Annotated in this window: 24 protein-coding genes; 15 read left to right on the top strand and 9 right to left on the bottom strand. The window is 73.6% G+C overall.

All coding sequences use genetic code 11. The annotated features are described in order from the left end of the window. The first annotated feature begins 2 nt into the window (after nucleotides 1-2). The 7 genes from atpD to FHX73_RS08405 all read left to right on the top strand — a co-directional run bounded on the left by atpD (nucleotide 3) and on the right by FHX73_RS08405 (nucleotide 7494). Nucleotides 3-1448 carry a F0F1 ATP synthase subunit beta gene (gene atpD / locus FHX73_RS08435; RefSeq protein WP_145904398.1) on the top strand — a complete coding sequence of 482 codons (1446 nt, stop codon included), beginning with the start codon at nucleotides 3-5 and terminating at the stop codon, nucleotides 1446-1448. A 183-nt stretch (nucleotides 1449-1631) separates the two neighbouring features. Beyond that, entirely contained in the window at nucleotides 1632-2012 is a 381-nt protein-coding gene (locus FHX73_RS08430) for a F0F1 ATP synthase subunit epsilon (RefSeq protein WP_145904397.1), read from the top strand. Between the two features lie 166 nt (nucleotides 2013-2178). Beyond that, complete coding sequence (locus FHX73_RS08425) at nucleotides 2179-2679, top strand: DUF2550 domain-containing protein (RefSeq protein ID WP_170304874.1); 501 nt, start codon at nucleotides 2179-2181, stop codon at nucleotides 2677-2679. 16 nt (nucleotides 2680-2695) lie between these two features. Then, nucleotides 2696-3268 (top strand): cob(I)yrinic acid a,c-diamide adenosyltransferase, encoded by a 573-nt coding sequence (locus FHX73_RS08420; protein ID WP_145904395.1) that lies wholly within the window; start codon nucleotides 2696-2698, stop codon nucleotides 3266-3268. 141 nt (nucleotides 3269-3409) lie between these two features. Beyond that, on the top strand, nucleotides 3410-4282 hold the full coding sequence (locus tag FHX73_RS08415) for a 3-hydroxyacyl-CoA dehydrogenase family protein (RefSeq protein ID WP_145904394.1): 873 nt from the start codon (nucleotides 3410-3412) through the stop codon (nucleotides 4280-4282). Nucleotides 4283-4501: 219 nt separating this feature from the next. Next, the gene (locus FHX73_RS08410; RefSeq protein WP_246213793.1) at nucleotides 4502-4915 is read left to right on the top strand and encodes an STAS domain-containing protein; all 414 of its coding nucleotides are present in this window, start codon (nucleotides 4502-4504) and stop codon (nucleotides 4913-4915) included. Nucleotides 4916-5208: 293 nt separating this feature from the next. After that, entirely contained in the window at nucleotides 5209-7494 is a 2286-nt protein-coding gene (locus tag FHX73_RS08405) for an ATP-binding protein (protein WP_145904392.1), read from the top strand. A gap of 54 nt (nucleotides 7495-7548) precedes the next feature. On the opposite strand, the gene nucS is transcribed toward FHX73_RS08405, so the two are convergent. Further along, nucleotides 7549-8208 carry an endonuclease NucS gene (gene nucS / locus FHX73_RS08400; protein ID WP_145904391.1) on the bottom strand — a complete coding sequence of 220 codons (660 nt, stop codon included), beginning with the start codon at nucleotides 8206-8208 and terminating at the stop codon, nucleotides 7549-7551. A 675-nt stretch (nucleotides 8209-8883) separates the two neighbouring features. Here nucS and FHX73_RS08395 point away from each other — a divergent pair. Next, on the top strand, nucleotides 8884-9276 hold the full coding sequence (locus FHX73_RS08395) for an SCO5389 family protein (protein ID WP_145904390.1): 393 nt from the start codon (nucleotides 8884-8886) through the stop codon (nucleotides 9274-9276). A 64-nt stretch (nucleotides 9277-9340) separates the two neighbouring features. Here FHX73_RS08395 and FHX73_RS08390 read toward each other — a convergent pair whose 3' ends face one another. Further along, nucleotides 9341-10477, bottom strand: coding sequence for an LLM class flavin-dependent oxidoreductase (locus tag FHX73_RS08390; RefSeq protein WP_145908150.1), 1137 nt, complete (start codon nucleotides 10475-10477; stop codon nucleotides 9341-9343). Between the two features lie 412 nt (nucleotides 10478-10889). Here FHX73_RS08390 and FHX73_RS08385 point away from each other — a divergent pair, with 412 nt between their 5' ends. Beyond that, a complete protein-coding gene (locus FHX73_RS08385; protein ID WP_145904389.1) occupies nucleotides 10890-11210 on the top strand; it encodes an ATP/GTP-binding protein in 321 nt (106 codons plus the stop codon). A gap of 7 nt (nucleotides 11211-11217) precedes the next feature. On the opposite strand, the gene FHX73_RS08380 is transcribed toward FHX73_RS08385, so the two are convergent. After that, nucleotides 11218-11985 carry an ABC transporter permease gene (locus FHX73_RS08380; protein ID WP_145904388.1) on the bottom strand — a complete coding sequence of 256 codons (768 nt, stop codon included), beginning with the start codon at nucleotides 11983-11985 and terminating at the stop codon, nucleotides 11218-11220. Between the two features lie 2 nt (nucleotides 11986-11987). After that, a complete protein-coding gene (locus FHX73_RS08375; RefSeq protein ID WP_145904387.1) occupies nucleotides 11988-12974 on the bottom strand; it encodes an ABC transporter ATP-binding protein in 987 nt (328 codons plus the stop codon). A gap of 96 nt (nucleotides 12975-13070) precedes the next feature. Here FHX73_RS08375 and FHX73_RS08370 point away from each other — a divergent pair, with 96 nt between their 5' ends. Further along, complete coding sequence (locus tag FHX73_RS08370) at nucleotides 13071-13865, top strand: alpha/beta fold hydrolase (protein WP_145904386.1); 795 nt, start codon at nucleotides 13071-13073, stop codon at nucleotides 13863-13865. A gap of 93 nt (nucleotides 13866-13958) precedes the next feature. Here FHX73_RS08370 and FHX73_RS08365 read toward each other — a convergent pair whose 3' ends face one another. The 3 genes from FHX73_RS08365 to mce form a co-directional block, all read right to left on the bottom strand. Beyond that, nucleotides 13959-14888, bottom strand: a complete 930-nt coding sequence (locus FHX73_RS08365; protein ID WP_145904385.1) for a coiled-coil domain-containing protein — start codon at nucleotides 14886-14888, stop codon at nucleotides 13959-13961. A 105-nt stretch (nucleotides 14889-14993) separates the two neighbouring features. After that, nucleotides 14994-19748 (bottom strand): hypothetical protein, encoded by a 4755-nt coding sequence (locus tag FHX73_RS44555; RefSeq protein ID WP_170304873.1) that lies wholly within the window; start codon nucleotides 19746-19748, stop codon nucleotides 14994-14996. Nucleotides 19749-20083: 335 nt separating this feature from the next. Then, nucleotides 20084-20518: a methylmalonyl-CoA epimerase gene (gene mce / locus FHX73_RS08355; protein WP_145904384.1), complete on the bottom strand. Its 435-nt coding sequence runs from the start codon at nucleotides 20516-20518 to the stop codon at nucleotides 20084-20086. A gap of 210 nt (nucleotides 20519-20728) precedes the next feature. Here mce and FHX73_RS08350 point away from each other — a divergent pair, with 210 nt between their 5' ends. Beyond that, nucleotides 20729-21931 carry an acetyl-CoA C-acetyltransferase gene (locus tag FHX73_RS08350; protein ID WP_145904383.1) on the top strand — a complete coding sequence of 401 codons (1203 nt, stop codon included), beginning with the start codon at nucleotides 20729-20731 and terminating at the stop codon, nucleotides 21929-21931. A gap of 23 nt (nucleotides 21932-21954) precedes the next feature. After that, nucleotides 21955-22917: a methylmalonyl Co-A mutase-associated GTPase MeaB gene (gene meaB, locus FHX73_RS08345; RefSeq protein ID WP_145904382.1), complete on the top strand. Its 963-nt coding sequence runs from the start codon at nucleotides 21955-21957 to the stop codon at nucleotides 22915-22917. Between the two features lie 47 nt (nucleotides 22918-22964). Here meaB and FHX73_RS08340 read toward each other — a convergent pair whose 3' ends face one another. Both FHX73_RS08340 and FHX73_RS08335 read right to left on the bottom strand, forming a co-directional pair. Then, entirely contained in the window at nucleotides 22965-23480 is a 516-nt protein-coding gene (locus FHX73_RS08340; protein WP_145904381.1) for a MarR family winged helix-turn-helix transcriptional regulator, read from the bottom strand. 34 nt (nucleotides 23481-23514) lie between these two features. Continuing rightward, nucleotides 23515-24297, bottom strand: coding sequence for a DUF2127 domain-containing protein (locus FHX73_RS08335; RefSeq protein ID WP_145904380.1), 783 nt, complete (start codon nucleotides 24295-24297; stop codon nucleotides 23515-23517). A 225-nt stretch (nucleotides 24298-24522) separates the two neighbouring features. Between FHX73_RS08335 and FHX73_RS08330 the strand changes: the two genes are divergently transcribed. Genes FHX73_RS08330 through FHX73_RS08320 form a run of 3 tightly spaced genes read left to right on the top strand, consistent with a single transcriptional unit; the run spans nucleotide 24523 to nucleotide 25827 of the window. Then, complete coding sequence (locus tag FHX73_RS08330; protein WP_145904379.1) at nucleotides 24523-24849, top strand: DUF3817 domain-containing protein; 327 nt, start codon at nucleotides 24523-24525, stop codon at nucleotides 24847-24849. Nucleotides 24850-24908: 59 nt separating this feature from the next. Further along, the gene (locus tag FHX73_RS08325) at nucleotides 24909-25436 is read left to right on the top strand and encodes a MarR family winged helix-turn-helix transcriptional regulator (protein WP_145904378.1); all 528 of its coding nucleotides are present in this window, start codon (nucleotides 24909-24911) and stop codon (nucleotides 25434-25436) included. 49 nt (nucleotides 25437-25485) lie between these two features. Beyond that, nucleotides 25486-25827: a DUF3817 domain-containing protein gene (locus tag FHX73_RS08320; RefSeq protein WP_145904377.1), complete on the top strand. Its 342-nt coding sequence runs from the start codon at nucleotides 25486-25488 to the stop codon at nucleotides 25825-25827. Nucleotides 25828-25948: the final 121 nt, after the last annotated feature.

Genomic DNA, 25948 nt, shown 5'->3' with positions numbered 1-25948 from the left:
GAATGACCACCACTGTTGAGCCGACCACGGCGACGGGCCGCGTCGCGCGGGTCATCGGCCCGGTCGTCGACGTGGAGTTCCCCGTCGACGCCATTCCTGACATGTTCAACGCCCTGCACGTCGAGGCCGAGAACCCCGACGGTTCGGGCAAGAAGACCCTGACCCTGGAGGTCGCCCAGCACCTGGGTGACGGCCTGGTCAAGACCATCTCGATGCAGCCGACCGACGGCCTGGTCCGCGGCGCGCAGGTCACCGACACCGGTGCGGCGATCTCCGTGCCGGTCGGCGACATCACCAAGGGCAAGGTCTTCAACGCCCTCGGCGACGTGCTGAACACCGACCCGGTGGCGTTCAACGCCGAGGTCACCGAGCGCTGGCCGATCCACCGCAAGGCGCCGAACTTCTCCGAGCTCGAGTCCAAGACCGAGATGTTCGAGACCGGCATCAAGGTCATCGACCTGCTCACCCCGTACGTCCGCGGTGGCAAGATCGGTCTGTTCGGCGGCGCCGGCGTCGGCAAGACCGTTCTGATCCAGGAGATGATCTACCGCGTCGCCGCCAACTTCGGTGGTGTCTCGGTGTTCGCCGGTGTCGGCGAGCGCACCCGTGAGGGCAACGACCTCATCCAGGAAATGATCGACTCCAACGTCCTGGACAAGACCGCGCTGGTCTTCGGCCAGATGGACGAGCCGCCGGGCACCCGCCTGCGCGTCGCCCTGTCCGCGCTGACCATGGCGGAGTACTTCCGCGATGTGATGAGCCAGGACGTGCTGCTCTTCATCGACAACATCTTCCGGTTCACCCAGGCCGGTTCCGAGGTGTCGACCCTGCTCGGCCGCATGCCCTCCGCGGTGGGCTACCAGCCGAACCTGGCCGACGAGATGGGCCTCCTGCAGGAGCGCATCACCTCGACCCGCGGTCACTCGATCACCTCGATGCAGGCGATCTACGTCCCCGCGGACGACCTGACCGACCCGGCGCCGGCCACCACCTTCGCCCACCTGGACGCGACCACCGTTCTGTCGCGCCCGATCTCGGAGAAGGGCATCTACCCGGCCGTCGACCCGCTGGACTCCACGTCCCGCATCCTGGACCCGCGCTACATCGCGCAGGACCACTACGACACGGCCATGCGCGTCAAGGGGATCCTGCAGAAGTACAAGGACCTCCAGGACATCATCGCGATCCTCGGCATCGACGAGCTCTCCGAGGAAGACAAGATCACGGTGCAGCGGGCCCGCCGCATCGAGCGCTTCCTGTCCCAGAACACCTACGTGGCGAAGCAGTTCACCGGTGTCGAGGGCTCGACCGTGCCGCTGTCGGAGACCATCGAGGCCTTCAACCGCATCGCTGACGGCAAGTACGACTCCGTTCCGGAGCAGGCCTTCTTCATGTGCGGTGGCATCGAGGACCTCGAGAAGAACGCTGCCGAGCTGGCCAAGAAGTAAGCACCGGCTGACGGCGCTGTGACCATGAGGGGTGGTCCCCACGGGATGGGGGCCACCCCTCACGGCACGGTGGCTGTGATTCCGGTCATCTGTGCGCCGTGCGTTTCATGTCGGCGCCGCGAGCCCGTTATTCTTACCGAAACTCCCGAGTAATCGGGCGTTGCAAGAGCCTAGGAGCCCACGTTGGCTGAGCTGCACGTCGAGCTGGTCGCAGCCGACCGCAAGGTCTGGTCCGGTGCGGCCACCCTGGTTGTCGCCCGCACGGCCTCCGGTGACACCGGCATCATGCCGAACCACACCCCGGTGCTGAGCGTGCTGGAGTCCGGTCCGGTCACCATCCGCACGACCGACGGCGGCACCGTCGTCGCGGCCGTGCACGGTGGCTTCATCTCGTTCGCCGACAACAAGCTGTCGCTGCTGGCAGAGGTCGCCGAGCTGGCGGACGAGATCGACGTCACCCGCGCCGAGCGCGCCCTGGAGGTCGCCAAGGCCGACAGTGACGCGCACGCCGAGCGCCGCGCCGAGGTCCGCCTCGTCGCCGCGGGTCGCCGCAAGGCTGCCTGAAACTGAGCTTGACCGACGGTCCCGGGGAACGCGCGAGCGTGACCCCGGGACTGTCGTATCGGTTGGAGAGTCAACCCGGTGGTCCGACGGGCCGCCCGGGAACGGGGGATGCCCGGCCGCCACGGCGCGGAGCGGCATCGGCGAGTGAGCGAGGAGGTCGGTGAGCGTGGTCCTCGCCCTTGTGGTGTGCGCGGCGGTGGTGGTTCTCGGAGTGGCGGGACTCCTCGCCTTCGCGGTACGCAGGCGCCTGATCCAGCGGGTCGGCGGCACGTTCGACTGCAGCTTCCGGCTGAAAATGCCCGCGGACGCCTCCACGACTCCCGATCTCGACGAGAACGGACAGCCCACCTCGGCCCCGGTCCCCGCGACCGACGGCAAGGGGTGGGTTTTCGGTATCGGGCGCTACAGCGGCGACCACATCGAGTGGTTCCGGGTGTTCTCCTACGCCCCGCGCCCGCGGCGGGTGCTGCCGCGCCGGGAGATCGAGGTGCTGGGCCGGCGCTACCCCGAGGGCCAGGAGGAACTCGCCCTGCTCTCCGGCTCGGTGGTGCTGCGCTGCCTGCTCGGCGGCGCCCCGCTGGAGCTGGCGATGAGCGAGGACGCGCTGACCGGGTTCCTGGCCTGGCTGGAGGCCGCGCCGCCGGGACAGAGGGTCAACGTCGCGTAGTGGGTAGGCTGCCCGCATGGTCAATCTGACGCGTATTTACACCCGGACCGGTGACGACGGAACCACCGCGCTCGGCGACATGAGCCGGACCAGCAAGACCGACCCGCGGCTGATCGCCTACGCCGACGCCAACGAGGCGAACGCGGCGCTCGGCGTGGCCATCGCCACCGGCGGGCTGGCCGAGGACCTGGTCGGCGTGCTGACGCGGATCCAGAACGACCTGTTCGACGTGGGCGCCGACCTGGCCACCCCGGTGGTGCCGGACCCGAAGTACCCGCCGCTGCGGGTGGAGCAGGGCTACGTCGACTGGCTGGAGGGCCGGTGCGACGAGTACCTGGGGCAGTTGGAGAAGCTGCGCAGCTTCATCCTGCCCGGCGGCACCCCCGGCGCCGCCCACCTGCACCTGGCCTGCACCGTGGTGCGCCGGGCCGAGCGGTCCACCTGGGCGGCGATCGAGGAGCACGGGGACACCGTGAACCCGCTCACCGCCAAGTACCTGAACCGGCTCTCCGACCTGCTCTTCATCCTGGCCCGGGTGGCCAACAAGGAGAACGGCGACGTGCTGTGGGTGCCGGGCGAGAACCGCTGACCGGCCCGACGCAGATCACATCCGGGAGTCGTTTCATCACCCGCGCGCGGGCACTACAGTCCCAGCCGTGAGCGGCGCTGCTCCCCGGGGAGGACCCCGCCGTGGGAGCGCGCCCCGACGGACTTCGGGAGAGGCAGAGCCATGAGCAACGTTTCCACGCGGGACCAGCGGATCGCCGTGATCGGTGCCGGTCTGATGGGCGCGGGCATCGCCCAGGTGTCCGCCCAGGCCGGCCACCCGGTGGTGCTGCGGGACGTGACCGAGCAGGCCCTGCAGCGCGGCCTGGACGGCATCAAGGCGTCCTACGAGAAGTTCGTCTCCAAGGGCCGGATGACCGCCGACGAGGCCACCGACGCGCTGGCCCGGATCACCACCACCACGGACCTGGGCGGCGCGGCCGAGGCCGACATCGTGATCGAGGCGGTGTTCGAGAAGCTGGAGGTCAAGGAGGGCGTCTTCCGCGAGCTCGACAAGATCGCCAAGGACGGCGCGGTGCTCGGCAGCAACACCTCGGCGATCCCGATCACCCGGATCGCGGCGGTCACCGAGCGCCCGGAGTCGGTGGTGGGCGTGCACTTCTTCTCGCCGGTGCCGCTGATGCGCCTGGTCGAGCTGGTCCGCGGCTACAAGACCAGCGACGCCGCGCTGGCCACCGCGCGGGCCTACGCCGAGGGCGTCGGCAAGGAGGTCGTGGTGGTCAACCGCGACGTGGCCGGCTTCATCACCACCCGGCTGATCACCGCCCTGGTGGTCGAGGCCGCGAAGCTCTACGAGTCCGGGGTGGCCACCGCCGAGGACATCGACACCGCCTGCCGGCTGGGCTTCGGCCACCCGATGGGCCCGCTGCAGACCGCCGACCTGACCGGCGTGGACATCCTGCTGCACGCCGCGCGGAACATCTACGCCGAGACCCAGGACGAGAAGTTCGCGGCCCCGGAGATCATGGCCCGGATGGTGACCGCCGGAGACCTCGGCCGCAAGACCGGCCAGGGCTTCTACGGCTACCAGGGCTGACCCCGGCGCCGGACCCGTGAGTTTGCTCACGAGGGGTGGCTCGGACGGGTGATTTGCACCGCAATCGAGCGTGAGTGCCAGGTGGTACTGCGTATATTCCCTCGGACGAGTGAAGTTGCTTCAGATCCTGCGGGGAAGCAGCAACCTGGACCACTGGTCCGGCGTCAGATGGTTCAACGGGCGGGGGCCTCGGAACTGAAGGAGGACAGCGTGCGCATCGTGGAACACCCGGCGGCCCAGGGCCAGGCTGTCCTCAGCCTGGACGGGGCGCTGGACGTGCGCAGCGCCGCCGACGCCCGGGCGGTCCTGCACCAGGCGGTCGACCGGGGCACCGGCGACCTGGTGCTGGACCTGGCCGCACTGCGGGCCTGGGACGCCACCGGGCTCGGCGTGATCATGGGAACCCACCGGCGGGCCGGCCGGCTCGGCCGGCGGCTGGTGCTGCGGGCCGTGCCGGCCCAGCTGCAGCGGCTGCTGGTGGCCACCCGGCTGCACCGGATCCTGGCCGTCGAGGGTGCCGAGGCCGACCAGTCCGCGGACTTCGTCCGCGGGCACGGCCACGGCACCACCCTGCCCGGCCTGGCCGGTCTGCCCGGCGCGGCCGCGCTGCCCTCGCTCTCCGGGCCGGCCTGACCCGGGACCCGGCTGAAGGCGCGTCAGGTCGGGCCGCAGCAGGTGACGATTGCGGCACAATCCGTTCCGGAACGCTCCAGCAGGGGGACCTGCGCTGCATCCGGCGGAGCCGATGTGCGAGAGTCTGCGCTCGACAGGACTGTCGATTTCCCCGCGGGCCGGTGACGGCGGTGCCCGCCGCGCGGGGTGACGGTCGGTCTCCCGTGGACGCCCCCGGCGTCCGTGCGGCATTCGGTCCCTCACAGCAGCCGGCGGTCGGTGGCCGTCCGGCCGAAGCACAGGCGGAGCGCATCGTGGCACAGCCATCCGGTGAATTCGGGCAGGAGAACCTGCGCGTGCGGTCGGGCGAAGTCGTCGCCGGACAGTACCTGGTGACCGTGGCCGGCGTGGACGGCAGCGACGTCCAGCCGTGCCCGGTGTACCGCCGCCCCGCGGTGCCGTCCCGCCCGGTCGCCGTCGCCGCCCCGCCGGCCGCCGGCCCCGGCCCGGACCAGGCGGTCGGCCCGCTGGCGCTCGGCGCTGGCCCCGGCGACCTGCCGCTGCTGGACCGCGAGGCCGAAGTCGCCCACCTGCTCGGCATGCTGGCCGAGGGCCGCTCGATCCGGCTGCTCGGTGAGCCGGGCTCGGGCCGCAGCGCGCTGCTGGCGGCCGTCGCCGGGGGCGCGGGGGAGCTGGCCCCGCACGGCGTGGTGAAGCTCTGCGGGCACCGGCGCAGCGCCGACGACCTGCTGCAGGACCTGTTCGCCGCCGCCTACCGGACCGACGGCTACCGCCCCGACCGGGCCCAGCTGGCCGAACTGCTGGCCGGGCTCGGCGCGGTGGTGGTGATCGACGAGGTGGTGCCGGACGGCGCCGAGCTGGAGGAGCTGCTGGCGACCGCGCCGGAGTGCGCCTTCCTGATCACCGTGGCGCCCGGCTCGGGCGGCGCGCTGCCGGTCGGCTCCCGGCTGGAGGACCACGTGCTCGGCGGGCTGACCCGGCCCGCCTGCCTGACCCTGGTGGCCCGGCTGGCCGGCCGTCCGCTGGACGAGGCCGAGCGGGCCTGGGTGGTCGACCTCTGGTTCGAGTCCCAGGGCCTGCCGCTGCGCTTCGTCCAGGCGGCCGCGCTGCTGCGCCGCCGGGACGCCGAGGTGGACGCGCTGCTGGCCGCCGAGGAGGAGCGCGGCTCGCTCTTCGGCCGCTCCGAGCCGGCGGCGGAGCACGCCGATCCCGCCGTCCGGGAGGCCGAGCTGCGCCAGGCCGTGCCGCTGCCCACGGTGGCCGAGACGGCCGCGCCGGCCCTGCGGCTGACGGAGGGGCTGGGCGAGGAGGCGCTGGTGGTGCTGCGGCTCGCGGTGGCGCTCGGCGGCGAGTTCCCGACCGCGCCGCACCTGCCCGCGCTGATCGATGTGGACCACGGCGAGAGCGCGCTGCGCGAGCTGACCGAGTGCGGCCTGGCCGAGCCGCTGGGCGGCCACCACCGGCTCACCAGCGGGGTGCTGGCCGCCCTGGCCGCGCACTGGGGGACCGACCCGGAGGTGACCGAGGGCGCGGCCGAGCACTTCGGCTGGTGGGTCGGCCACGGTTCGGTGAGCACCGCGCAGATCGCCGCCGAGGCCGAGGTGGTGCTGGGCGCGCTGCACGCGGAGCGCGCGGCCGACCGGCCGGTGGCGGTGCTCGGCCTGGCCCGGGCGGCGGCTCCGGCACTGGCCCTGACGCTGCGTTGGGGCGCCTGGCGGGAGGTGCTGGAGCTGGGCGCCGCGGTGGCCGAGGAGACCGGCAGCACCCGGGACGAGGCCTGGTTCCGGCACGAGCTCGGGGTGCACTGGCTCTGCCTGGGGGAGGCGGAGCGGGCCAGGGCGGCCCTGGAGGCGGCCGGACGGCTGCGCTCGGCGGCCGGCGACTCCCGGGGCTCGGTGGCCTCCCGGCGGCTGCTGACGATGGTTCAGCGGGCCGTGCCGGCGCCGGTGGTGACCGAGGCCGAGACCCAGGTGATCCGACGGCCCGTCATCCGGGCGCTGGCGGACCGGCCTTGGCCGTCCGCCTCGGTGCTGCGCGGCTGGTCGCGGCGGAACGTGCTGCTGGCGGCCGGCGGGCTGGTGGCGCTGGCGGCGGTCGGCACCGCGGTCGGGCTGATGGGCGGCTCCTCCACCGGCGGCTCGGCGCCGGCCGGTGGGACCGGGGGCGGCGGCGGGGTGTCGGGGAGCCTGCTGACCGGCGCCACCGGGTCGCCGGCCGGTTCCTCGGCCGCGCCGAGCGGCTCGGGCAGTGCCTCGGCCTCGCCGAGCGCGACGGTCTCGGCGAGCGCGAGCGCGACCGGCGGCGCCAGTGCGCCGGCGAGTGCGAGCGCGAGCAGGAGCCGGTCGGCCGGTGCGAGTGCGAGCGCGACGGCGAACTCGCCCGGCTCGCCGAACCAGCCGGTGCCGCCGGTCACCGCGCCGGCGACGTCGAGCGCTCCGCAGCCGACCACGAAGGCGCCCAGCCCGCAGCCCTCGGACCCGTCGACGGTCCCGGTGGCGTCGAGCAGCAGCAGCGCCCCGGTCACCACCTCACCGTCCACGGGCACCCCGAGCAGCAGCACGGGGACACCGAAGACCTGACACCCCGACACACGGTGGCCCTCCCCCGGCAGTGCGGGGGAGGGCCACCGCCGCTCAGAACAGCTTCAGCTTGTCGTCGTCGATCCCGCGCAGGCCGTCGTAGTCCAGCACCACGCAGTCGATGCCGCGGTCGTTGGCCAGCACCCGGGCCTGCGGCTTGATCTCCTGGGCCGCGAAGACGCCCTTGACCGGGGCCAGCAGCGGGTCGCGGTTGAGCAGTTCCAGGTAGCGGGTGAGCTGCTCGACGCCGTCGATCTCGCCGCGGCGCTTGATCTCCACGGCGACGGTGCCGCCGTCCGCGTCCCGGCAGAGGATGTCGACCGGGCCGATCGCGGTCGGGTACTCACGGCGGACCAGCGACCAGCCGGTGCCGAGCACCTCCATCCGGTCGGCCAGCAGCTCCTGCAGGTGGGCCTCGACGCCGTCCTTGATCAGCCCGGGGTCCACGCCCAGCTCGTGCGAGGAGTCGTGCTGGACCTCCTCCAGGGTGATGATCAGCTTCTCGCCGGCCTTGTTCTCCACCGTCCACACCCCGTCGGCCTCCTTGAGGCTGCACGGCGGGGACATCCAGTTGAGCGGCTTGTAGGCGCGGTCGTCGGCGTGGATGCTCACGCTCCCGTCGGCCTTGACCAGGATCAACCGGGTGGCGGAGGGCAGGTGGGCGGAGAGCCGGCCGGCGTAGTCGACCGAGCAGCGGGCGATGACAAGACGCATGGCCGTAAGCCTAGGCGTTCCGGCGGACGTGCTTGACCCGATCACCGGAAGTCACCAAGGTGGGACTGTCCGTACGTCAATACGTCCGGCGCTCGTTCGATCGCGGAGGTGATGTCCGGCCTTGGCCGGGGGTCGTCGGTGAACGGTCGGCCCGGGGGCCGGGCGGCGCAGAGCCAAATGAAGCCACTCGATCCGAAGGGTGTACCAGGGAGTAGAAGGGGGCGAACCATGGGAACCCGGTAGTCCGTGGCGCCCGGAGTCTGGCGTCTGCGCGCACGGACCGCTACGTTGGGTGACGCCTTCGGACGCCCGCGTAGCCAACGGGGATGGAGTGGGAGATGAACAGCTGGACGGATTCCGGCCATACTGCTCGCGGCACCGGCGTTTTCGACGGTAATCACGGCATTCGCCAGATTTGCCGGGCCCGGGCTGCCAACCTGGACTGAGCCCGCGTCCGCCGGCCCGACGGACCCCGCGGGGTCCCGTTCGGGGTGTGACGCGCGCCCTACGACATCGCACCACTCGGTACGACCGCATTCGCGCTAACCGCACCACGCACGATTCGCACCACTCGCACCACGGCACGACCCGCACGGCGGGGAAGCACCGAACCGAATCGAACGAGGCACGACCACCGGCGCGAGGTGCGCGCGGTGGACCGCGAGAGGAGAACCCATGTCGCTCGACGTCTCACCGGCTCTTCTGGAGAAGGCCGAGCGAGGCGAGGTCGACGAGCGGGAGTTCGTCGACTGCGTCCGCACGTCCCTGCCCTACGCCTGGGACCTGATCAGCTCGCTCGTCGCCCAGATGGAGGTCGACGGCACCGGCTTCGCGGACAACCACGTCCCCCCGCCCAGCGAGCAGGACCGGGGCCAGCTGCTCCGCGCGATGGCGAGCGACGCCATCCGGGGCGCCCTGCAGCGGCACTTCGGGGTCAAGCTGGCCTTCCAGAACTGCCACCGGGTGGCGGTCTTCGCCCCCGCTCCGGAGTCCGAGGAGCGGTACGGCGTGTTCACCTCGGTCCGCTCCCAGCTGCTCAACCAGTCGCCGCTGCTGCGCGACTGCTGAACCGCCCGCTGACGGTCCGTCGGTCCCGGCGGACCGTCAGCGAACGAGCCGGGCCGACGGGCCGTCAGGACAGCTGCGGCAGCACCTCGGCGCCGAGCCGGGCGATGTTGTCCAGCGTGGCCTGCTGGTCGCCGGAGCCCTCGGCGAGCAGCGCGAACCGCCTGATCCCGGTCCGCTCGGCGGTGGCCAGCAGCCGGTCGGCGCACTGCCGGGGGGTGCCGACGGCGTGCAGGTCGCAGAGCAGCTCCGTGTAGGCGTGCGGGTCGCGCATCCGGCGCTCCCGGCCGTCCACCGTGCGGTGCGCGCCGAGCCCGTACTCGAACCAGCCCGGCATCGCCCTGAGCAGGGTGGCCCGGGCGGCCGGCGTGCGATCGGCCACCTGGGCCACCCCCGCGGCCACGTGTTCGCGCTCCACCCGGGCGAGTTGGTCCTCGCCGCGCCCGGCGGCCCGCCAGGCGGCCCGGTAGGCGGCGAGCATGGCCTCCTTGTCCTCGTCGCCGGAGTGCATGCCGAGCAGCATCGGCAGACCGCGCTCGGCGGCCAGCCGGACGCTGGCCGGCGAGGTGCAGGCGACCACCACCCCCGGCCCGGCCGAGCCCGGCTCGACCCCGGCCGGCCCGGTCTCGGTCCGCTGGCGCGGGAACCGCAGGGCCGGCTCGCCGGCCAGGCCGAGCCAGTCGGCCAGCTCGGTGCCGCGCAGCCTGGCCGGCTCGGCGGCCCGCGGCACGACGGCGACCTCGGGGAAGGTGAACTGCGGCCCGTCGGCCCGCAGTCGGGAGCCGCGCAGGAAGCCCAGCAGCAGGTCGAGCCGCTCGGCGAAGCCCTCCTCGTAGGCGGCCACCCCGGTGCCGAAGACCGCCAGGTCGATCCACGGCCCGCCGCGCCCGACCCCGAGGGTGAACCGGCCGCCGGAGGTCAGGTGGAGCAGCGCGGCCTGCTCGCCGAGCGCCACCGGGTGGGTGGTGGAGAGCACGCTGACCGCGGTGCCGAGCTGGATCCGGCTGGTCCGGCCGAGCAGCAGCGCGGCCAGCGTCGCGGCGTTGGGGCAGACCCCGTACGGCACGAAGTGGTGCTCCGCGAGCCAGACCGCGTCCAGCCCGGCCCGCTCGGCGGCCAGCGTGGCGGTCACCGTGCGGTCCAGCGCCTGGGCGTGGCTCTGGCCGGGGAACTGGGCGGAGAGCAGGAAGGCGCCGACCCGCAGCGCGTCCCGCCCGGCCGGCTGCGGGCCGCGCTCGGTGGCCGGGGCCGGCGGGACCTCGGCGGCCGGTCGCGAACCGGCCGGCGGGCGCTGGGCCGTGGGAACGTCGGCGCGGATCTGGGTCACGGATAGCCCTCCTCGGGTGCGCGCAGGCTGTGCGCCCCGCTCTTCCCCATGTGAGTAACCCATGTCATGTGCCATTGGCACTCGGAACCACCGATTTCCCCGGGGAACGAGTGGATTCCCGGGAAAACGGAGTGGGGCGGACGAGATCCGTGATAATGCTCGCGCCGGGACCACTCGGTACCAGTGGTGGCCGGCCGGTCGCGCTGGGTGGCCCCGTACCCTGGAAGCCCTGCCGAACGCGCCGCTGCCGTGCGCGTCCCCGACAAGCGTGCCCCTGAGAGGTGAACAGGTGTCTCCCCGCCGCAACCGGACCGGTGGCTCCGACGACCGTCGGAGCGAGGCCCCCACCCCCTTCGGGGGATCGCTCCGCCGGGTGGAGAGTTACGGGGGCGAGGACTGGGTCGTGCAGACCGTGGCGGGGCAGGCCGGGCGGTTCTACCGCTGCCCGGGCTGCGACCAGGAGATCCCGCCCGGGGTGGGCCACGTGGTGGCCTGGCCGGACCACGGGGCCGGGGTGGAGGACCGGCGGCACTGGCACCGGGCCTGCTGGGGGGCGCGCGAGCGGCGCACGACCGCGGTGCAGCGCGGCCGCAACGCGCCCCGGTACTGACCCGCCGTCAGGCGTCCCGGCGCTTGAGCACCAGCGCGCCGCCGAGCAGCGCGGCCAGCGTCCAGGCCGCGCAGATGAAGAAGCCGGCCAGCCAGCCGTACGGCACGCTCGGGTCCTGGTAGACGGTCAGCATCTGGCGCCCGGCGAAGTCCGGGAAGTAGTGCGCCACGTTCTTCACCTTGGGCACCGCCGAGAGGATCGGCGAGAGCAGGAAGAAGAACGGCACCAGCACGCCGAGCGCCAGCGTCTGGTTGTGCAGCATCGCGGTGACCCCGGCCGAGAAGAGGCAGATCAGGGTCAGGTAGACGGCCGCGCCGAGCACCGCGCGCAGCACGTTGTCCGCGCCCAGCGTGGTGCGGTGGTCGCCGAGCAGCGCCTGGCCGAGGAAGAAGGTGACGAACGCGGTCACCAGGGAGACCAGCAGGGAGAGCGCGCCGATCACCACCGCCTTGCCGGTGAGCAGGGTGCCGCGCTGCGGCACCGCGGCCAGCGAGACCCGGATCATCCCGCTGCTGTACTCGTTGCCGATCGCCAGCACGCCGAAGACGATCATCGCGATCTCGCCGAGCATGATCCCGGAGAAGCTGGTCGCGGTGGCGTCGAACGGGGTGGTGGCGCCCTTGCGGAAGTCGGCGAAGTTGTTCTTGGTGAGCAGCGAGAGCAGGGCGCCCAGCGCGGCGGTCACCAGGAAGGAGAGCAGCAGGGTCCAGACGGTGGACCGGACGCTGCGGATCTTGGTCCACTCGGAGCGCAGGATCGCGGGGAAGGAGCCCATGGTCAGTTCCGGCCTTTCTGCTCGCCCTGCCAGCTCGCGCCCCAGGCGCCCGGCGCGCCGGCCGCGTCGTGGGGGCCGTCGGTCTGCGCACCCGCGTGGTACTCCACCGCGTCCGCGGTCATCCGCATGAAGGCCTCCTCCAGCGAGGCGCGCTGCTGGCTCAGCTCGTGCAGGGTGATGCCGTGGCCGGCGGCCAGTTCGCCGAGCGCGGCCGGGTCGCCGCCCACCACCTCGTAGGAGCCGTCGGGTCCGGGCTCGACGGCGATCGACTGCCGGGCCAGCGCGTCCAGCAGCTGCTCGGGGTGCGGGGTGCGCAGGCGCACGGCGGAGCGCGAGTTGCGCTCGATGAACTGGGCCATCGGCAGGTCGGCCAGCAGCCGGCCCTTGCCGATCACCACCAGGTGGTCGGCGGTCAGCGCCATCTCGCTCATCAGGTGGGAGGAGACGAAGACCGTGCGGCCCTCGGCGGCCAGACGCTTCATCAGGTTGCGGATCCACAGGATGCCCTCGGGGTCGAGCCCGTTGACCGGCTCGTCGAACATCAGGATCTCCGGGTCGCCGAGCAGCGCGGAGGCGATGCCGAGCCGCTGGCGCATGCCGAGCGAGAAGCCGCGGGCCCGCTTGCCGGCCACCTCGGTCAGGCCGACCAGGGCCAGCACCTCGTCCACCCGGCGCTCCGGGACCCGGTTGCTCTGGGCCTGCCAGAGCAGGTGGTGGTAGGCGGTCCGGCCGGGGTGCACGGCGGTGGCCTCCAGCAGCGCGCCGATGTACTTGAGCGGCTCGCTGAGGTGGCCGTAGCCCTTTCCGTCGATGGTGACCCGGCCGCTGGTGGGGCGGTCGAGGTCGAGGATCAGGCGCATGGTGGTGGACTTGCCGGCACCGTTCGGCCCGAGGAAGCCGGTGATCACACCCGGACGCACCTGGAAGCTCAGCCCGTTGACCGCCGTCTTGTCCCCGTAACGTTTCGTCAGATCGTGCAGCTCGATCATGTGCTCTCCCTCATTTGCGAAAACACTATGACAATTCGGACTCCAAGGCCCGTGGGCTCGCGTGTGTCACGGGGGTCGGCACCCTACGGTGGCTGCATGACGCTCCCCACCGCACCGGCCGCCCACGAGAACGGCACCGGCATCCCGCTGGTCCTGCTCCATGCCTACCCGCTTTCGGCCCGGATGTGGACCACCCAGTTGGAGCGGCTGCCCGGCCCGGCCGGCGACCGGGCCCGGGTGATCGCGCCGGACCAGCGCGGCTTCGGCACCGCCGAACTGGGCACCGAGGCGCCCTCGCTGGACCTGGTCGCGGACGACCTGGCCCGGCTGCTGGACGCGCTGGGGATCGACCGCGCGGTGGTCGGCGGCCTCTCCATGGGCGGCTACGCCACCATGGCCTTCGCCCGCCGCCACCCGGACCGGCTGCGCGGCCTGCTGCTCGCCGACACCAAGGCCACCCTGGACGACGAGCCGGCCCGCGCCAACCGGGAGCGGATCGCCGCCGCCGTGCAGGCCAGGGGCAGCGTGCAACTGCTGGTGGACGAGCGGATCGAGGACGGGCTGCTCGGCCCCGCCGCGGCGCCCGCACTGGTCGCCCAGGTGCGCTCGATGATCGCCAAGGCCGCGCCCGGCGCGGTGGCCTGGGCGCAGCGGGCGATGGCGGCCCGTCAGGAGTCGCTGGAGGTGCTGGCCGGGCTGCGGGTGCCGGCCGCCGTGGTGGTGGGGGAGCACGACGTGCTCGCGCCGGTGGCGCAGGCGCAGCTGATGGCCGATCTGCTGCCGGACGCCGAACTGACGGTGATCCCCTCGGTCGGCCACCTCAGCTCGCTGGAGGCCCCGGAGACCTTCGACGCGGCGGTGCGGGCACTGCTGCGGCGGGTCGGCCCGTAACGGGCCGTCAGACCCCCGCCGGGGCCGCCGCGGTGCCGGGGAAGCCGGAAGGCCCCGACCCACCGAGTGGGTCGGGGCCTTCCGGACGCCGGGTCAGCGGGACTGCTGGGCCGGCACGCCGAGCGAGTCGTCGGTCGGCAGGGTGGCCGCGGCGACGGCGGCACCGGTCAGCGTGGCCAGCATCTCGCGGACGTTGGTCAGCTGGGCGTTGATCGAGTCGCGGCGGTTGGTCAGCGCCGCCAGCTCGCGCTCGGATTCGCTGCGGATCCGGTCGGCCTTGGCGTTCGCGTCGGCCACGATGTCCTCGGCCTGGCGCTGCGCGGTCTCCACCGTCTGGCGGGCCCGGCGCTCGGCGTCGGTGCGCAGCTTCTCGGCCTCCAGGCGCAGCTGCTCGGCCCGGTGCTCGATCTCGGCCAGCCGCTTCTCGGCCTTGGCCTGACGGGCGGCCAGGTCGCGCTCGGACTGCTCGCGGCGCTTGGCCAGGTTGGTCTCGAACTCCAGCGCGGCCTGGGCGGCCTTGGTGCGGGTCTCCTCGAAGAGGGCGTCCGCCTCCTCGCGCTTGTTCTGCGCGTCCTTGTTGGCCTCGGCGCGCAGCTGGGCGCTGTCGCTCTTGGCCTTCTCGACGATCCGCAGGCCCTCGTCCTCGGCCTTCGCCTTGCGGTCCTTGGCGTAGTTCTCGGCCTCGGTGCGGACCTGCTGGGCGGCCGCCTCGGCCAGCTCACGGTGCTGCTCGGCGGCGCGGTGCGCCTCCTCGCGCAGGTCCTTGGCCTCCTCCTCGGCCAGACGCAGGATCTTCTCGACCCGGGCGCCGAGACCCGCGTACGAGGGCTCGGCCTCGACGACCGCGGCCTGGGCGGTCTGGGTCTCCAGGTGGAGCTCCTCGATCCGCTTCTCCAGGGCGGAGATCCGAGCCAACGCGCTGTCACGATCGGCCACCAGCTTGGTGATCCGCTCGTCGACCTGCGCGCGCTCGTACCCACGGCGCACCAGGTCGAAGCCGTGAGGGGAGTGACTGTCGCTCATGGGGTTGGGCTTCCTGTCGTCAAACCAATGAGGTGGTTGAGGGAATCCTGACACGGTACCGGAGTGTCGTAGGCGAGAAGCCTATGGCTGACGGACAATGTCCGCTCAATCGGGTGGTGTCCTCTCGGACCTGCCACCACCCGATCGGGGGGCGCCCACTCCCGCGCCCGCCTTCGAACCCCCGTTGGTCGAACCACCGCCCTTGCGTCCCCCCGGATTCTCCTTGCCGGCGGCCGCCTCCCGGGCCGCGGCCTGCTGCACCGGCGAGGGGGCCTCGAAGGCCTCCAGCGCCGAGAGCACGTCCTGCACCCGGGAGATCTCGGTGTTGATGTCCTTGCGCCGGCGGATCAGCTCGTCGAGCTCGCGCCGGCCCTCGTCGGTGACCCGCTTGGCCTCGGCCCGGGCCGCCGACTGCACCCGTTCGGCCTCCTCCTCGGCCAGCCGCAGCTGCTCCGCCGCGGTGTCCTCGGCCGCCCGCAGCCGCTTGCCGGCCTCCTCGGCGGCGGCCTCCAGCTGCTCCTCCGCGCCGTCCCGGGCCTCGGCCAGCTTCTGCTCGGCCTCGGCCACCCGCTGCTCGGCCTTGGTGGTGGAGTCGGCCAGCTTCTGCTCGGCCTCCTTCAACAGGCCCTCGGCCTTGCGGACCGCGGCGATCCGCACCTTGGAGGCCTCGGCGGAAGCCTCCGAGGTCAGCTCGGCGGCCCGCTCCTCGGCCGCGGCGACCAGGCCGGCGGCCCGCTCCTCGGCCTCCGCGACCGCCGCCACCGCCTGCTCCTCGGCCTCGGTGAGCTGCTCCTGAGCAGCCGTCACCAGGGCGTCCACCCGCTCCCCGGCCGACTTCATCGCCTGCGCGTTCTCCTTGCGGGAACGCTCGTGCAGCGCCTCGATCTCGGTCTCGGTGCGCTCGCGCAGCTCCTCGGCCCGCTCGCGGACCGCGGTGGCGTCCCGGCGTGCCTCGGAGAGCAGCGCGTCCGCGTCGGAGCGGGCCCGCTCCACCTCGGACTGACCGGCCGCCTCGCCGGCCGCGACCAGCCGGTCGGCCTCCTTGCGGGCGGCGGCCACCATGGCGTCCGCCTGCTCCTCGGCGGCGGCGGTGGTGGCCAGCGCGGTCGCCTGGGCCTCCTCGCCGAGCGACTCGGCGTCCGCGAAGGCCTTCTCCAGCACCGAGGTGGCCTGCGCCCGGGTCGCCGAGTCGTACTGCTCGGCCTGCTCCCGGACGTTGCGGTCGTAGGCCTCCGCGTTGGCCCGGGTGGTGCCGTCGTACTCCTCGGCCAGCGCGCGGGTGGCGCCGGCGAACTCGTCCGCCTCGGTGCGCAGCCGCGCCGCGTACTGCTCGGCCTCGGCGACCAGGCCGGCCGAACGCTCCTCCGCCTCGGCCACGGTGCGCTGGGCCAGCGCCTCCGCCTCGGCGAGGGTCTGCTGCGCCAGCGCGTCGGCCTCGGCCAGGGTCTGCTGCGCCAGGGCGTCCGCCTCCGCCCGCTGCTGGGCGGCGTACTGCTCGGACTCGGCCCGCAGCGTGTCCGCCTCGGCACGCACCTGCTCGCTGTAGACCTCGGCCTCGGTGGCGATCCGGGCCGCCTCGCGCTCGGCGGCGGCCCGCTCGGCGGTGGTCTCGGCGGCGGTGCGCTCGCGCAGTTCGTTGGCTTCGGCGGCGGTGCGCTCGCGCAGCTCGGTGGTCTCGGCCTGTGCGGTGGCGCGCTGCTCGGCGGTCTCCCGCTCGGCCGCGGCCCGCAGCTCGGTGAGCTCCGCGGCGGTGCGCTCGCGCAGCTCGGCCGCGGCCGCCTCGGCCTGCGCGGTGAGCTCGGCGGCAGCCTGCTCGGCCTGCTCGGCGAGCTCGGCCACCTGCTGGGCGGCCCGCTCGTGCAGCCCGGCCACCGACTGGCGGACCTCGGCGGCCTCGTCCTCGGCGGTCGAGACCAGCTCGGCGGCCCGGGCGGTCGCGGCGGCGGTCGCCCCGGCGGCCTCCTGCCGGGCCTGCTCCAGCACCTCGGCGGCGTCGGCGCGCAGCGCGGCGGCCTGCTCGGCGGCCTGGGCGCGCTCCTGCTCGGCGGCGGCGCCGGCCTGCTCCAGGGTCTCCGCGGCCTGGGTGCGCAGGGCCTCGGCGGCGGCCTCGGCCTCGGCGCGCAGCAGCGCGGCGTCGCGCTCGGCGGCGGCCCGCTCGGCGGTGGTCTCGGCGGCGGTGCGCTCGCGCAGTTCGTTGGCTTCGGCGGCGGTGCGCTCGCGCAGTTCGGTGGTCTCGGCCTGTGCGGTGGCGCGCTGCTCGGCGGTCTCCCGCTCGGCCGCGGCCCGCTGCTCGGCGGTCTCGTGGTCGGCGGCGGCGCGCAGCTCCGCCGTCTGCGCGGCGGTGCGCTCGCGCAGCTCCGCCGTCTGCGCGGCGGTGCGCTCGCGCAGCTCGGCGGCGGCCAGCTCGGCCTGCTCGTGGGTCTGCCGGGCCGCCGTGTCGGCCTGCTCCCGGGTCTGCCGGGCGGCGGCCTCGGCCTCCTGCCGGGCCAGCTCGGCGGCCGCCTCGGTGGTCTCCCGCAGCTGCTCGGCGGCGGCCTGCGCCTCCAGCCGGACCTGCTGCGCCTCGGCCAGCTCCTGGCGGACCGTCGCCTCGGTCTGCTCGCGCAGCTGCTGAGCGGCCGTCAGCTGGGCCGCCGTCTCCTCGCGCTCGCGGCCGAGCGCCACGGCCGCCTCGTCGGCCTCCCGGCGGCTCTCCTCGCGCACCGCGTTGGCGGTCGCCTCGGCCTCGGCCACCAGGCGCTCGGCCTCGGCGCGGGCCTGCGCCTCGCGCTCCTCGGCGGCCTGCTGGGCGCCCTGCTGCACGGCGGCGGCCTGCGCCTCGCCCTCGGCCCGCACCCGCTGGTCGTACTCGGCGGCGGCGCGGCGCAGCTCGGCGGTCTCCCGCTCGGCGGCGGCCCGGTTCTCGGCGGCGGCGGCCTTGGCGGCGGCCAGCGCGTCCTTGCCCTGCTGGGCGGCGGCGGCCGTGGCCTTCTCCGCCTCGGCCCGGGCCCGGTCCAGCATCTGCTGCGCCCGGGCCTGCTTCTGGCCGACCTGGTCGGTGGCCTCGGCGCGCATCCGGTTCACCTCGGCGGCCGCGCCCTCGCGCAGCTCGTCCGAGTCGGCCTTGGCCTTGGTGAGCAGCTCCTCGGCGGTGCGGGCGGAGTCCTCGATCTGCGCCACGGCCTGCCGGCGGGCCTCGCCGCGGGTGCGCTCGGCCTCGGTGGCGGCCTGCGCGCGCAGCTCCTCGGCCTCGGCGCGCAGCTGGGCGGCCTCGTCCTGCATCCGCTCCACCCGGGCGCGGATGTCGGCGGCGTCGTCCAGCGCGGCGTTCTGCGCCTGCTCCACGGCGGCCTGCGCCTGCTCGCGCAGCCGCTCAGCCTCGGCGGCGGCCTCGGTGCGGACCCGCTCGGCCTCGGCGGCGGCCTCGGCGCGGGTGGACTCGGCGTCCTGGGCGGCCCGGGCCAGCGCCTCCTCGGCGCTCTTGGCGGCCTTGGCCAGGTGCACGGTGGCGTCCTTGGCGCCCTCCGCCCGGCCCTGCTCGCGGGCGTCGGTGCGGATCGCCTCGGCGGCGGCCTCGGCCTGCCCGCGCAGCTCGGCGGCCTCGGCCTGGGCGGCGGCCCGCTGCTCGGCGATCGCCTCCCCGGCCTCGGAGCGCAGCTGCTGGGCGACGGTCTCGGCGGCGGAGCGCAGTCGGGCGTTCTCGTCGTCGGCGGCGGCCTTGGCGGCGTCCGCCTCGGCCTGCGCGGTCCGGGCCCGGGACAGCACCTCGGCGGCCTCGGCCTTGATCCGGTCGGCCTCCTCGGTGGCGCGGGCGACCATCCGGGCCACCTCGGCCCGGGCGGTCTGCGAGCGCTGCTCGTTGGCGGCCTCGCCGTCGGCGGCGCGCTGCTCGGCGGCGTACTCGGCCTCGGCGCGCAGCTGCTCGGCCGCGCGGGTGGCCTGCTCGCGCAGCTCGGCGGCCTCCTGGCGGGCCCGCTCGGCCTCGGCCGTGGCCTGCTCGCGCAGCCGCTCGATCTCGGCGGCGGCCCGGGCGGCGGCCTCCTCGGCCTGCCGGCGGTCGCGCTCCGCCTCCAGCTTGAGCTGGCTGATCTGGGCCTCGGCGGTGGCCAGCTTGGCCTCGATCGCGGCCTGCGCGCCGGCCAGCTGCTGCTGGGCCTCGGTGGCGGCGGCCTCGCGCTGCTCGGCGGCCTCGGCGCTGGTCTGCTGGGCCTGCTCGCTGGCGGCCCGAAGCAGCCGCTCGGCGTCGCTCTGGGCGCGCAGCAGGGCGGCCTCGGCGGCGGCCTGGGCCTCGCCGCGGGCGGCGTCCAGGTCGGCGGCGGTGCGGGCGCGGGTCTGGTCGGAGACGGCGGCGGCCTCGGCGCGGGCCGCGGCGACCATCCGGTCGGCCTCGGCGCGGGCCTCCTGGAGCAGGCGCTGGGCCTCCTGCTCGGTGCCGGCGCGGGTCTGCTCGGCCCAGTTGACGTTCTCGTTGACGTGCTGCTCGGCGGCCCGGCGGAGCTCGACGAGCTCCTCCTCCAGCTGGCGGCGGCGGGCGACCAGCTCGGCCTCCAGCCGGGCGGTGCGCTCGGCGGCCTCGGCCATGATCCGCTGGGTGGCGGCCTGGGACTCGCGCAGCTGGCGCTCGGCGTCGGCGCGCAGCGCCTCCGCCTGCATCTCGGCGGTGCGCAGCAGCTGCTCGGCCTGACCGGAGACGGAGTCGAAGGCGCGCGGCTGGGCGAGCTGGCGACGGACCTCGTGCAGCTTGGCCCGCAGCACCTCCACCTGGTAGGCGAGGTCCTCGGCGTGCTCGACGGTCTTGTCCCGCTCCTTGCGAAGCCGGTCCATCTCGGCCTCGAACTGGGAGAGGTGATCATCAACCTCGTAGCGGTCGTTGCCCCGCACTGCGCGGTCCCATCCATCTCCTGGTCGCGTCCTCGACCGCCGCGGCCCGCCACCGTCCCCGGCGGGGCCGGCTGCGCCGGTCCTTGCATCCGCGACCGGTCCGGACGACCGCCACGGGTCGGAGCCGAAGACGGACGGGGCGCACGGTGGACCGCGCTCCGCCGACCGGGTGGACTCCTGGCGAACTCTTGCCTCGTGGAGAATGGTGACAGATCCGACGTGCGACTGTGCCAGCCGTGCCCTGGTTACGGACTCCCCTGTGACCCTGGGCAGTGTAGTGGGCCGCAGCGGTGCTGTAACCGTCGAGGGTCCGGCTGGGACAGGTTACCCGCCGGTCAGTGCTCGGTCGGCTGCGCCGAGGTGACCAGCTCGGTCAGCACGCCGCCGCAGTCCTTGGGGTGCAGGAAGGTGATCCGGGAGCCCATCGAGCCGATCCGGGGCTGCTCGTAGAGCACCCGGACGCCCTTGTCGCGGATCGCCTCGGAGTCGCCGTCGACGTCTGCGGTGCCGAAGGCGATGTGGTGCACGCCCTCGCCGTTCTTGGCCAGCCACTTGGCGACGGTGGAGTCCTCGCGGATCGGCTCCAGCAGCTGGAGGTAGGAGGCGCCGCCGTCCGAGGTCTCGTTGATCTTGAGCATCGCCTCGCGGACGCCCTGCTCCTCGTTCACCTCGGTGTGGAAGACCTCGAAGCCGTAGGTGGCGCGGTAGAACTCGACCGTGCGGTCGAGGTCGAAGCAGGCGATGCCGATGTGGTCGATCCGGGTCAACACGGGAGTCCTCCTGGTCGGGTTCCGGGGGTGCCGGTCCTGCGCAGTGTCCCATTCCGCCGGGCCCGTGCCGCGTGCGAGCCTGATCACACCGAGGCGTCGGTGACGGCCGGGTTACAGGTCAGTAGATTGAGCTGCATCCCTCTCCCCGGGCTCGTCGCCGTGCTCCGGCACAGACGGACTCGATGGCCAACGTGCGAAGGGGCTCGTGCCATGCCTACCGCTTCCGCAACTACGTCCGTGATCGTCGCGGGCGCCCGCACTCCGATGGGCCGGCTGCTCGGCTCGCTCAAGAACTTCTCCGGCGCCCAGCTCGGCGGCCTGGCGATCAAGGCCGCACTGGAGCGGGCCGGCGTGACCGGCGAGCAGGTGCAGTACGTGATCATGGGCCAGGTGCTGCAGGCCGGCGCCGGTCAGATCCCGGCCCGCCAGGCCGCGGTGGCCGCCGGCATCCCGATGACGGTGCCGGCGCTGACCATCAACAAGGTCTGCCTCTCCGGCCTGGACGCCATCGCGCTGGCCGACCAGCTGATCCGGGCCGGCGAGTTCGACATCGTCGTGGCCGGCGGCCAGGAGTCGATGACCAACGCCCCGCACCTGCTGCCGAAGTCCCGCGAGGGCTTCAAGTACGGCGCGATCGGGATGCTCGACTCGATGGCCCACGACGGGCTGACCGACCCGTGGGAGAACATCCCGATGGGCGAGTCCACCGAGAAGCACAACACCCGCCTGGGCATCCCGCGCGAGGCGCAGGACGAGATCGCCGCCCGCTCGCACCAGCGGGCCGCCGCCGCGCAGAAGAACGGCGTCTTCGAGGCCGAGATCACCCCGGTGGAGATCCCGCAGCGCAAGGGCGACCCGGTGCTGTTCAGCCTGGACGAGGGCATCCGCGCCGACACCACCGCCGAGAGCCTGGCCAAGCTGCGCCCCGCCTTCACCAAGGACGGCACGATCACCGCCGGCACCTCCTCGCAGATCTCCGACGGCGCCGCCGCGGTGGTCGTGATGAGCAAGGCCAAGGCCGAGGAGCTGGGCCTGAGCTGGATCGCCGAGATCGGCGCGCACGGCAACGTGGCCGGCCCGGACAACTCGCTGCAGTCCCAGCCGTCCAACGCGATCAAGCACGCGGTGGCCAAGGAGGGCATCGCGGTCGAGGACCTGGACCTGATCGAGATCAACGAGGCCTTCGCCGCGGTCGCCCACCAGTCGGTCAAGGACCTGGGCGTCAGCCACGACATCGTCAACGTCAACGGCGGCGCGATCGCCCTCGGCCACCCGATCGGCATGTCCGGCGCCCGCGTGGTGCTGCACCTGGCGCTGGAGCTCGGCCGCCGCGGCGGCGGGATCGGCGCGGCCGCGCTGTGCGGCGGCGGCGGTCAGGGCGACGCCCTGATCATCCGGGTGCCCAAGGCCTGACGGCGCGGCGAGGAGACCGACCGATGAGCGATGTGTCCACCCTGGTCGAGCAGGCCCGCGCCGGGCGTCCGCGCGCGGTGGCGCGGCTGATCTCGCTGGTCGAGAACGCGGCCCCGCAGCTGCGCGAGGCGATGGCCGCGCTGGCGCCGTACACCGGCCGGGCCTACACGATCGGCCTGACCGGCTCGCCCGGGGTGGGCAAGTCCACCTCCACCTCCGCCCTGGTGTCGGCCTACCGCAGGCTCGGCAAGCGGGTCGGGGTGCTGGCGGTGGACCCCTCCTCGCCGTTCTCCGGCGGGGCGCTGCTCGGCGACCGGGTGCGGATGCAGGACCACGCCACCGACCCGGAGGTGTTCATCCGCTCGATGGCCACCCGGGGCCACCTGGGCGGGCTCTCCTGGGCCGCCCCGCAGGCGCTGCGGGTGCTGGACGGGGCCGGCTGCGACGTGATCCTGGTGGAGACCGTCGGGGTCGGGCAGTCCGAGGTCGAGGTGGCCGCCCAGGCGGACACCACGGTGGTGCTGCTCGCGCCCGGGATGGGCGACGGGATCCAGGCCGCCAAGGCCGGGATCCTGGAGATCGGCGACGTCTTCGTGGTGAACAAGGCGGACCGGGACGGCGCCGACGCGACCGTCCGCGAGCTCGGCCACATGCTCGGCCTGGGCGAGGCCCGGCAGCCGGGGGACTGGCGGCCGCCGGTCGTGAAGACCGTGGCGGCCCGCGGCGAGGGCGTGGACGAGGTGGTCGAGGCGCTGGAGAAGCACCACGCCTGGCTGGAGGAGGGCGGGCAGCTGGCGGCCCGTCGGCGGCGCCGGGCGGCCCAGGAGGTCGAGGCGATCGCGCTGGCCCGGCTGCGGGCCCGGATCGGCGACCTGCGCGGCGACCGGCACCTGGACGCGCTGGCCGAGCAGGTGGCGGACGGTCGGCTGGACCCGTACGGCGCGGCCGACGAGCTGGTGGCGGGGCTGACCGGCACTCAGGCCTGAGCGGGCGGCGGTGCCCTGACCGTCCGTCGGTCGGGGCGCCGCCGCGGCTACGGCTTGCCGCGCAGTCCGCGCAGGTGCTCGGCGATCGGCGCCAGCGCCTCGTACATGGCGTCCAGCTGGTCGCCGTCGAAGCGGTCGATGAAGTGCGCGCGGACGCTGCGCACGTGGTCCGGGGCGACCTTGCGGAGCAGTTGCCAGCCGTCCTCGGTGAGGTGGGCGAAGAGCCCGCGCCGGTCGCCGGGGCACTCCTGGCGGAGCACCAGGCCGGCCGACTCCATCCTGGTGATCTGGTGGCTGAGCCGGCTCTTCGACTGGAGGGTGGCGGCGGCCAGGTCGGTCATCCGCATCCGCCGGTCGGGGGATTCGGAGAGCACGACCAGGATCTCGTAGTCGTTGATCGCCAGGTCGTGCTGCTGGAGTTCCCGGCTCAGCTGGTACTCCAGCAGCTTGCTGACCTCCAGGTGGGCACGCCAGAGGCGCTGTTCCCGGGCGGTGAGCCAGGGAGTGCCGTCCGCTGCGGGAGCGGCCGGGAGTGCTGCCGGCTCGGTGGCGTGCGTGTCCATGGGGAAATGATACCTGTGGTTGTTCAACTTTCTACTACTGTGTGACCCCTGCGTGTGCCGGCGCGGCCATCGTCTCGACCTCCAGCAGCGAGGCCGAGTGCCGCTCCGCCTCGAAGGCCGCGAAACCGCCGCGCAGCCCGAAGAGCCGCTTGGAGAGCAGGATCCAGAGCACCGCCAGCACGTTGATCGCGGTGGTGACGATCTTCACCGCGGTGGCGTGGTGGCTCAGCTCGTACCCCTCGGGGGCCAGGAAGACACCCGTGGCGACCACCGCGAGGTACTCGGCCCAGCGCTTGTTCAGCCACAGGCCCACGCCCTCGACGCCCTCGATCGCCGAGTAGAGCGCCACCCCGAGGGCGACGAAGCCCAGGGTGCTCTTCTTGTAGTCGAAGGTCTTGCGGATGGTGTCGACCACGGAGGCGTGCTCCAGGTCGTAGTGGAAGTGGTCCGCCACCGGCTTGAGCACCGTCAGGTCGTGCTCGAAGAGGTCGCGCATGGCGTCCTGGCTGTTGGCGAACTTCCACACCGCCCAGGCGGCGAGCAGGCCGATCAGCGCACGGAACAGCCGCTCGGCGGCCAGGAAGCGCAGCACGAAGAGCTCGCGCAGCGCCTTGCCGCGCGGCACCAGCGGCGCCTGCGCGGCCGGCCCGTCGCCGTGCGGGGCGCCGAGCGCGAAGTCGCCGCAGCGCAGGCAGCGCCAGGCGTCGCCCATCGCGGTGGCGGCGTGCAGCCGGGCCCGGAACTCGGGCTCGGTGGGTGCGTAGGTGGTGTGGCCGCGCTTGGCGCAGGTGCGCCGGTTCCAGTCGCGCTTGAACATGCCGGTGTGTCTCCCCCGTCGAACCGCGCCGGCCGTCGTGCCGGCTGTCGTGCCGCAGCAGGATAGCGAGGGGGCGCGACCTCGGGCGACGGGTGTGACCTTGCCCACCGAACGCCCATCGGGCCACCCCCGGAGGCCAGTTGGCACACCCCTTCGGCACATAATGGGCGACGGCTTGTGCCCCCGTTCACAAGCGCTCCGCCCGAACCGTGAGGTGCCCCTCCCATGCAGAACTCTCCCGCGCAGAACAGCGCCGCCCACCGCCTGCGCCTGGTCTCCGGCCCCGAAGGCCTGTCCTTCATACTCCTGCTGGTCGGGGTGGTGCTGAAGTCGACCACCAGCTTCAACCCGGTCCCGGTGCTCGGCTGGGTCCACGGGATGCTGTTCATCGCCTACGTGGCCTTCCTCTACCTGGCCTGGCAGAAGCAGCGCTGGGACCTCAAGAAGGTCGCGCTGCTGTTCGTCCTCTCGGTGCTGCCGACCGGCGGCTTCTTCGCCGAGCGGATGCTCGCCAAGGAGGAGAAGGGGCAGCTCGCCGTCGGGACCGCCTGACCGGTCCACCATGCGGTCGCCGGGCGGGGGCCGTTCGGGGCGCCGGTACGGTGTGGGACGTGGCCAAACCCCTAGCCCTCGACTTCGACCCGATCGCCCGCGCCGATGAGCTCTGGACCCGTCGCTGGGGTCAGGTGCCGGCGATGGCGGCGATCACCTCGGTGATGCGCGCCCACCAGATCCTGCTGGCCCGGGTCGACGCGGTGGTCAAGCCGTACGGGCTGACCTTCGCCCGGTACGAGGCGCTGGTGCTGCTCACCTTCAGCCGCACCGGCGAGCTCTCGCTCTCCAAGATCGGCGAGCGGCTGATGGTCCACCCGACCAGCGTGACCAACACGGTGGACCGGCTGGAGAAGGCCGGCCTGGTCTCCCGGCGGCCCAACCCGCTGGACGGCCGGGGCGTGCTGGCCGCGATCACCCCGCGCGGGCGCGAGGTGGTGGAGCAGGCCACCCGGGAGCTGATGGCGATCGAGTTCGGCCTGGAGTCCTACGACGACGAGCAGTGCCGACAGGTGTTCGACCTGCTCAGGCCGCTGCGGGTGACGGCCGGGGACTTCTCCGAGGCCCCCGCCGGGACCGTCCCGTAAAGGCGGTTACCCTCTATCGAAGCCCCCGCCCAGTGAAAGCTGTCGAACGATGAAGCAGAGTGTGTTGACCCGCTACCGGGTGATGGCCTACGTCACGGGCGTTCTGCTGATCCTGCTGACCATCGGTGTGATCGCCAAGTACCTGCTGAAGGTGAACGGCGCGGACGGCTTCGTCACCGCCGTCGGCATCGCGCACGGCTGGCTCTACGTGGTCTACCTGGTCTTCGCCTTCGACATGGGCAGCAAGGCCAAGATGCCGCTGGGCCGGCTGGCCTGGATCCTGCTGGCGGGCACCGTGCCGACGGCGGCCTTCTTCGTGGAGCGCAAGGTCTCCCGCGAGCTGGCGCCGCGGTTCGCCCCGGCCGAGGCGAAGCAGCCGGTCGGCGCCTGACCCGAGCCACCGCCTGGAGCCCCCCGTCCGCGCCGGACGGGGGGCTCCAGGCGTTGCGGAGGGTCGGGCATCGACAAGTAGTAGGACGTCCGAGTAAATTTCTAGGACGTCCTACTATCGT

Source organism: Kitasatospora viridis, assembly GCF_007829815.1.
GTDB classification, from domain to species: Bacteria; Actinomycetota; Actinomycetes; order Streptomycetales; family Streptomycetaceae; genus Kitasatospora; species Kitasatospora viridis.
Note: the sequence above shows the minus strand (reverse complement) of the source record. Positions and strands in the feature narration are given on the sequence as shown.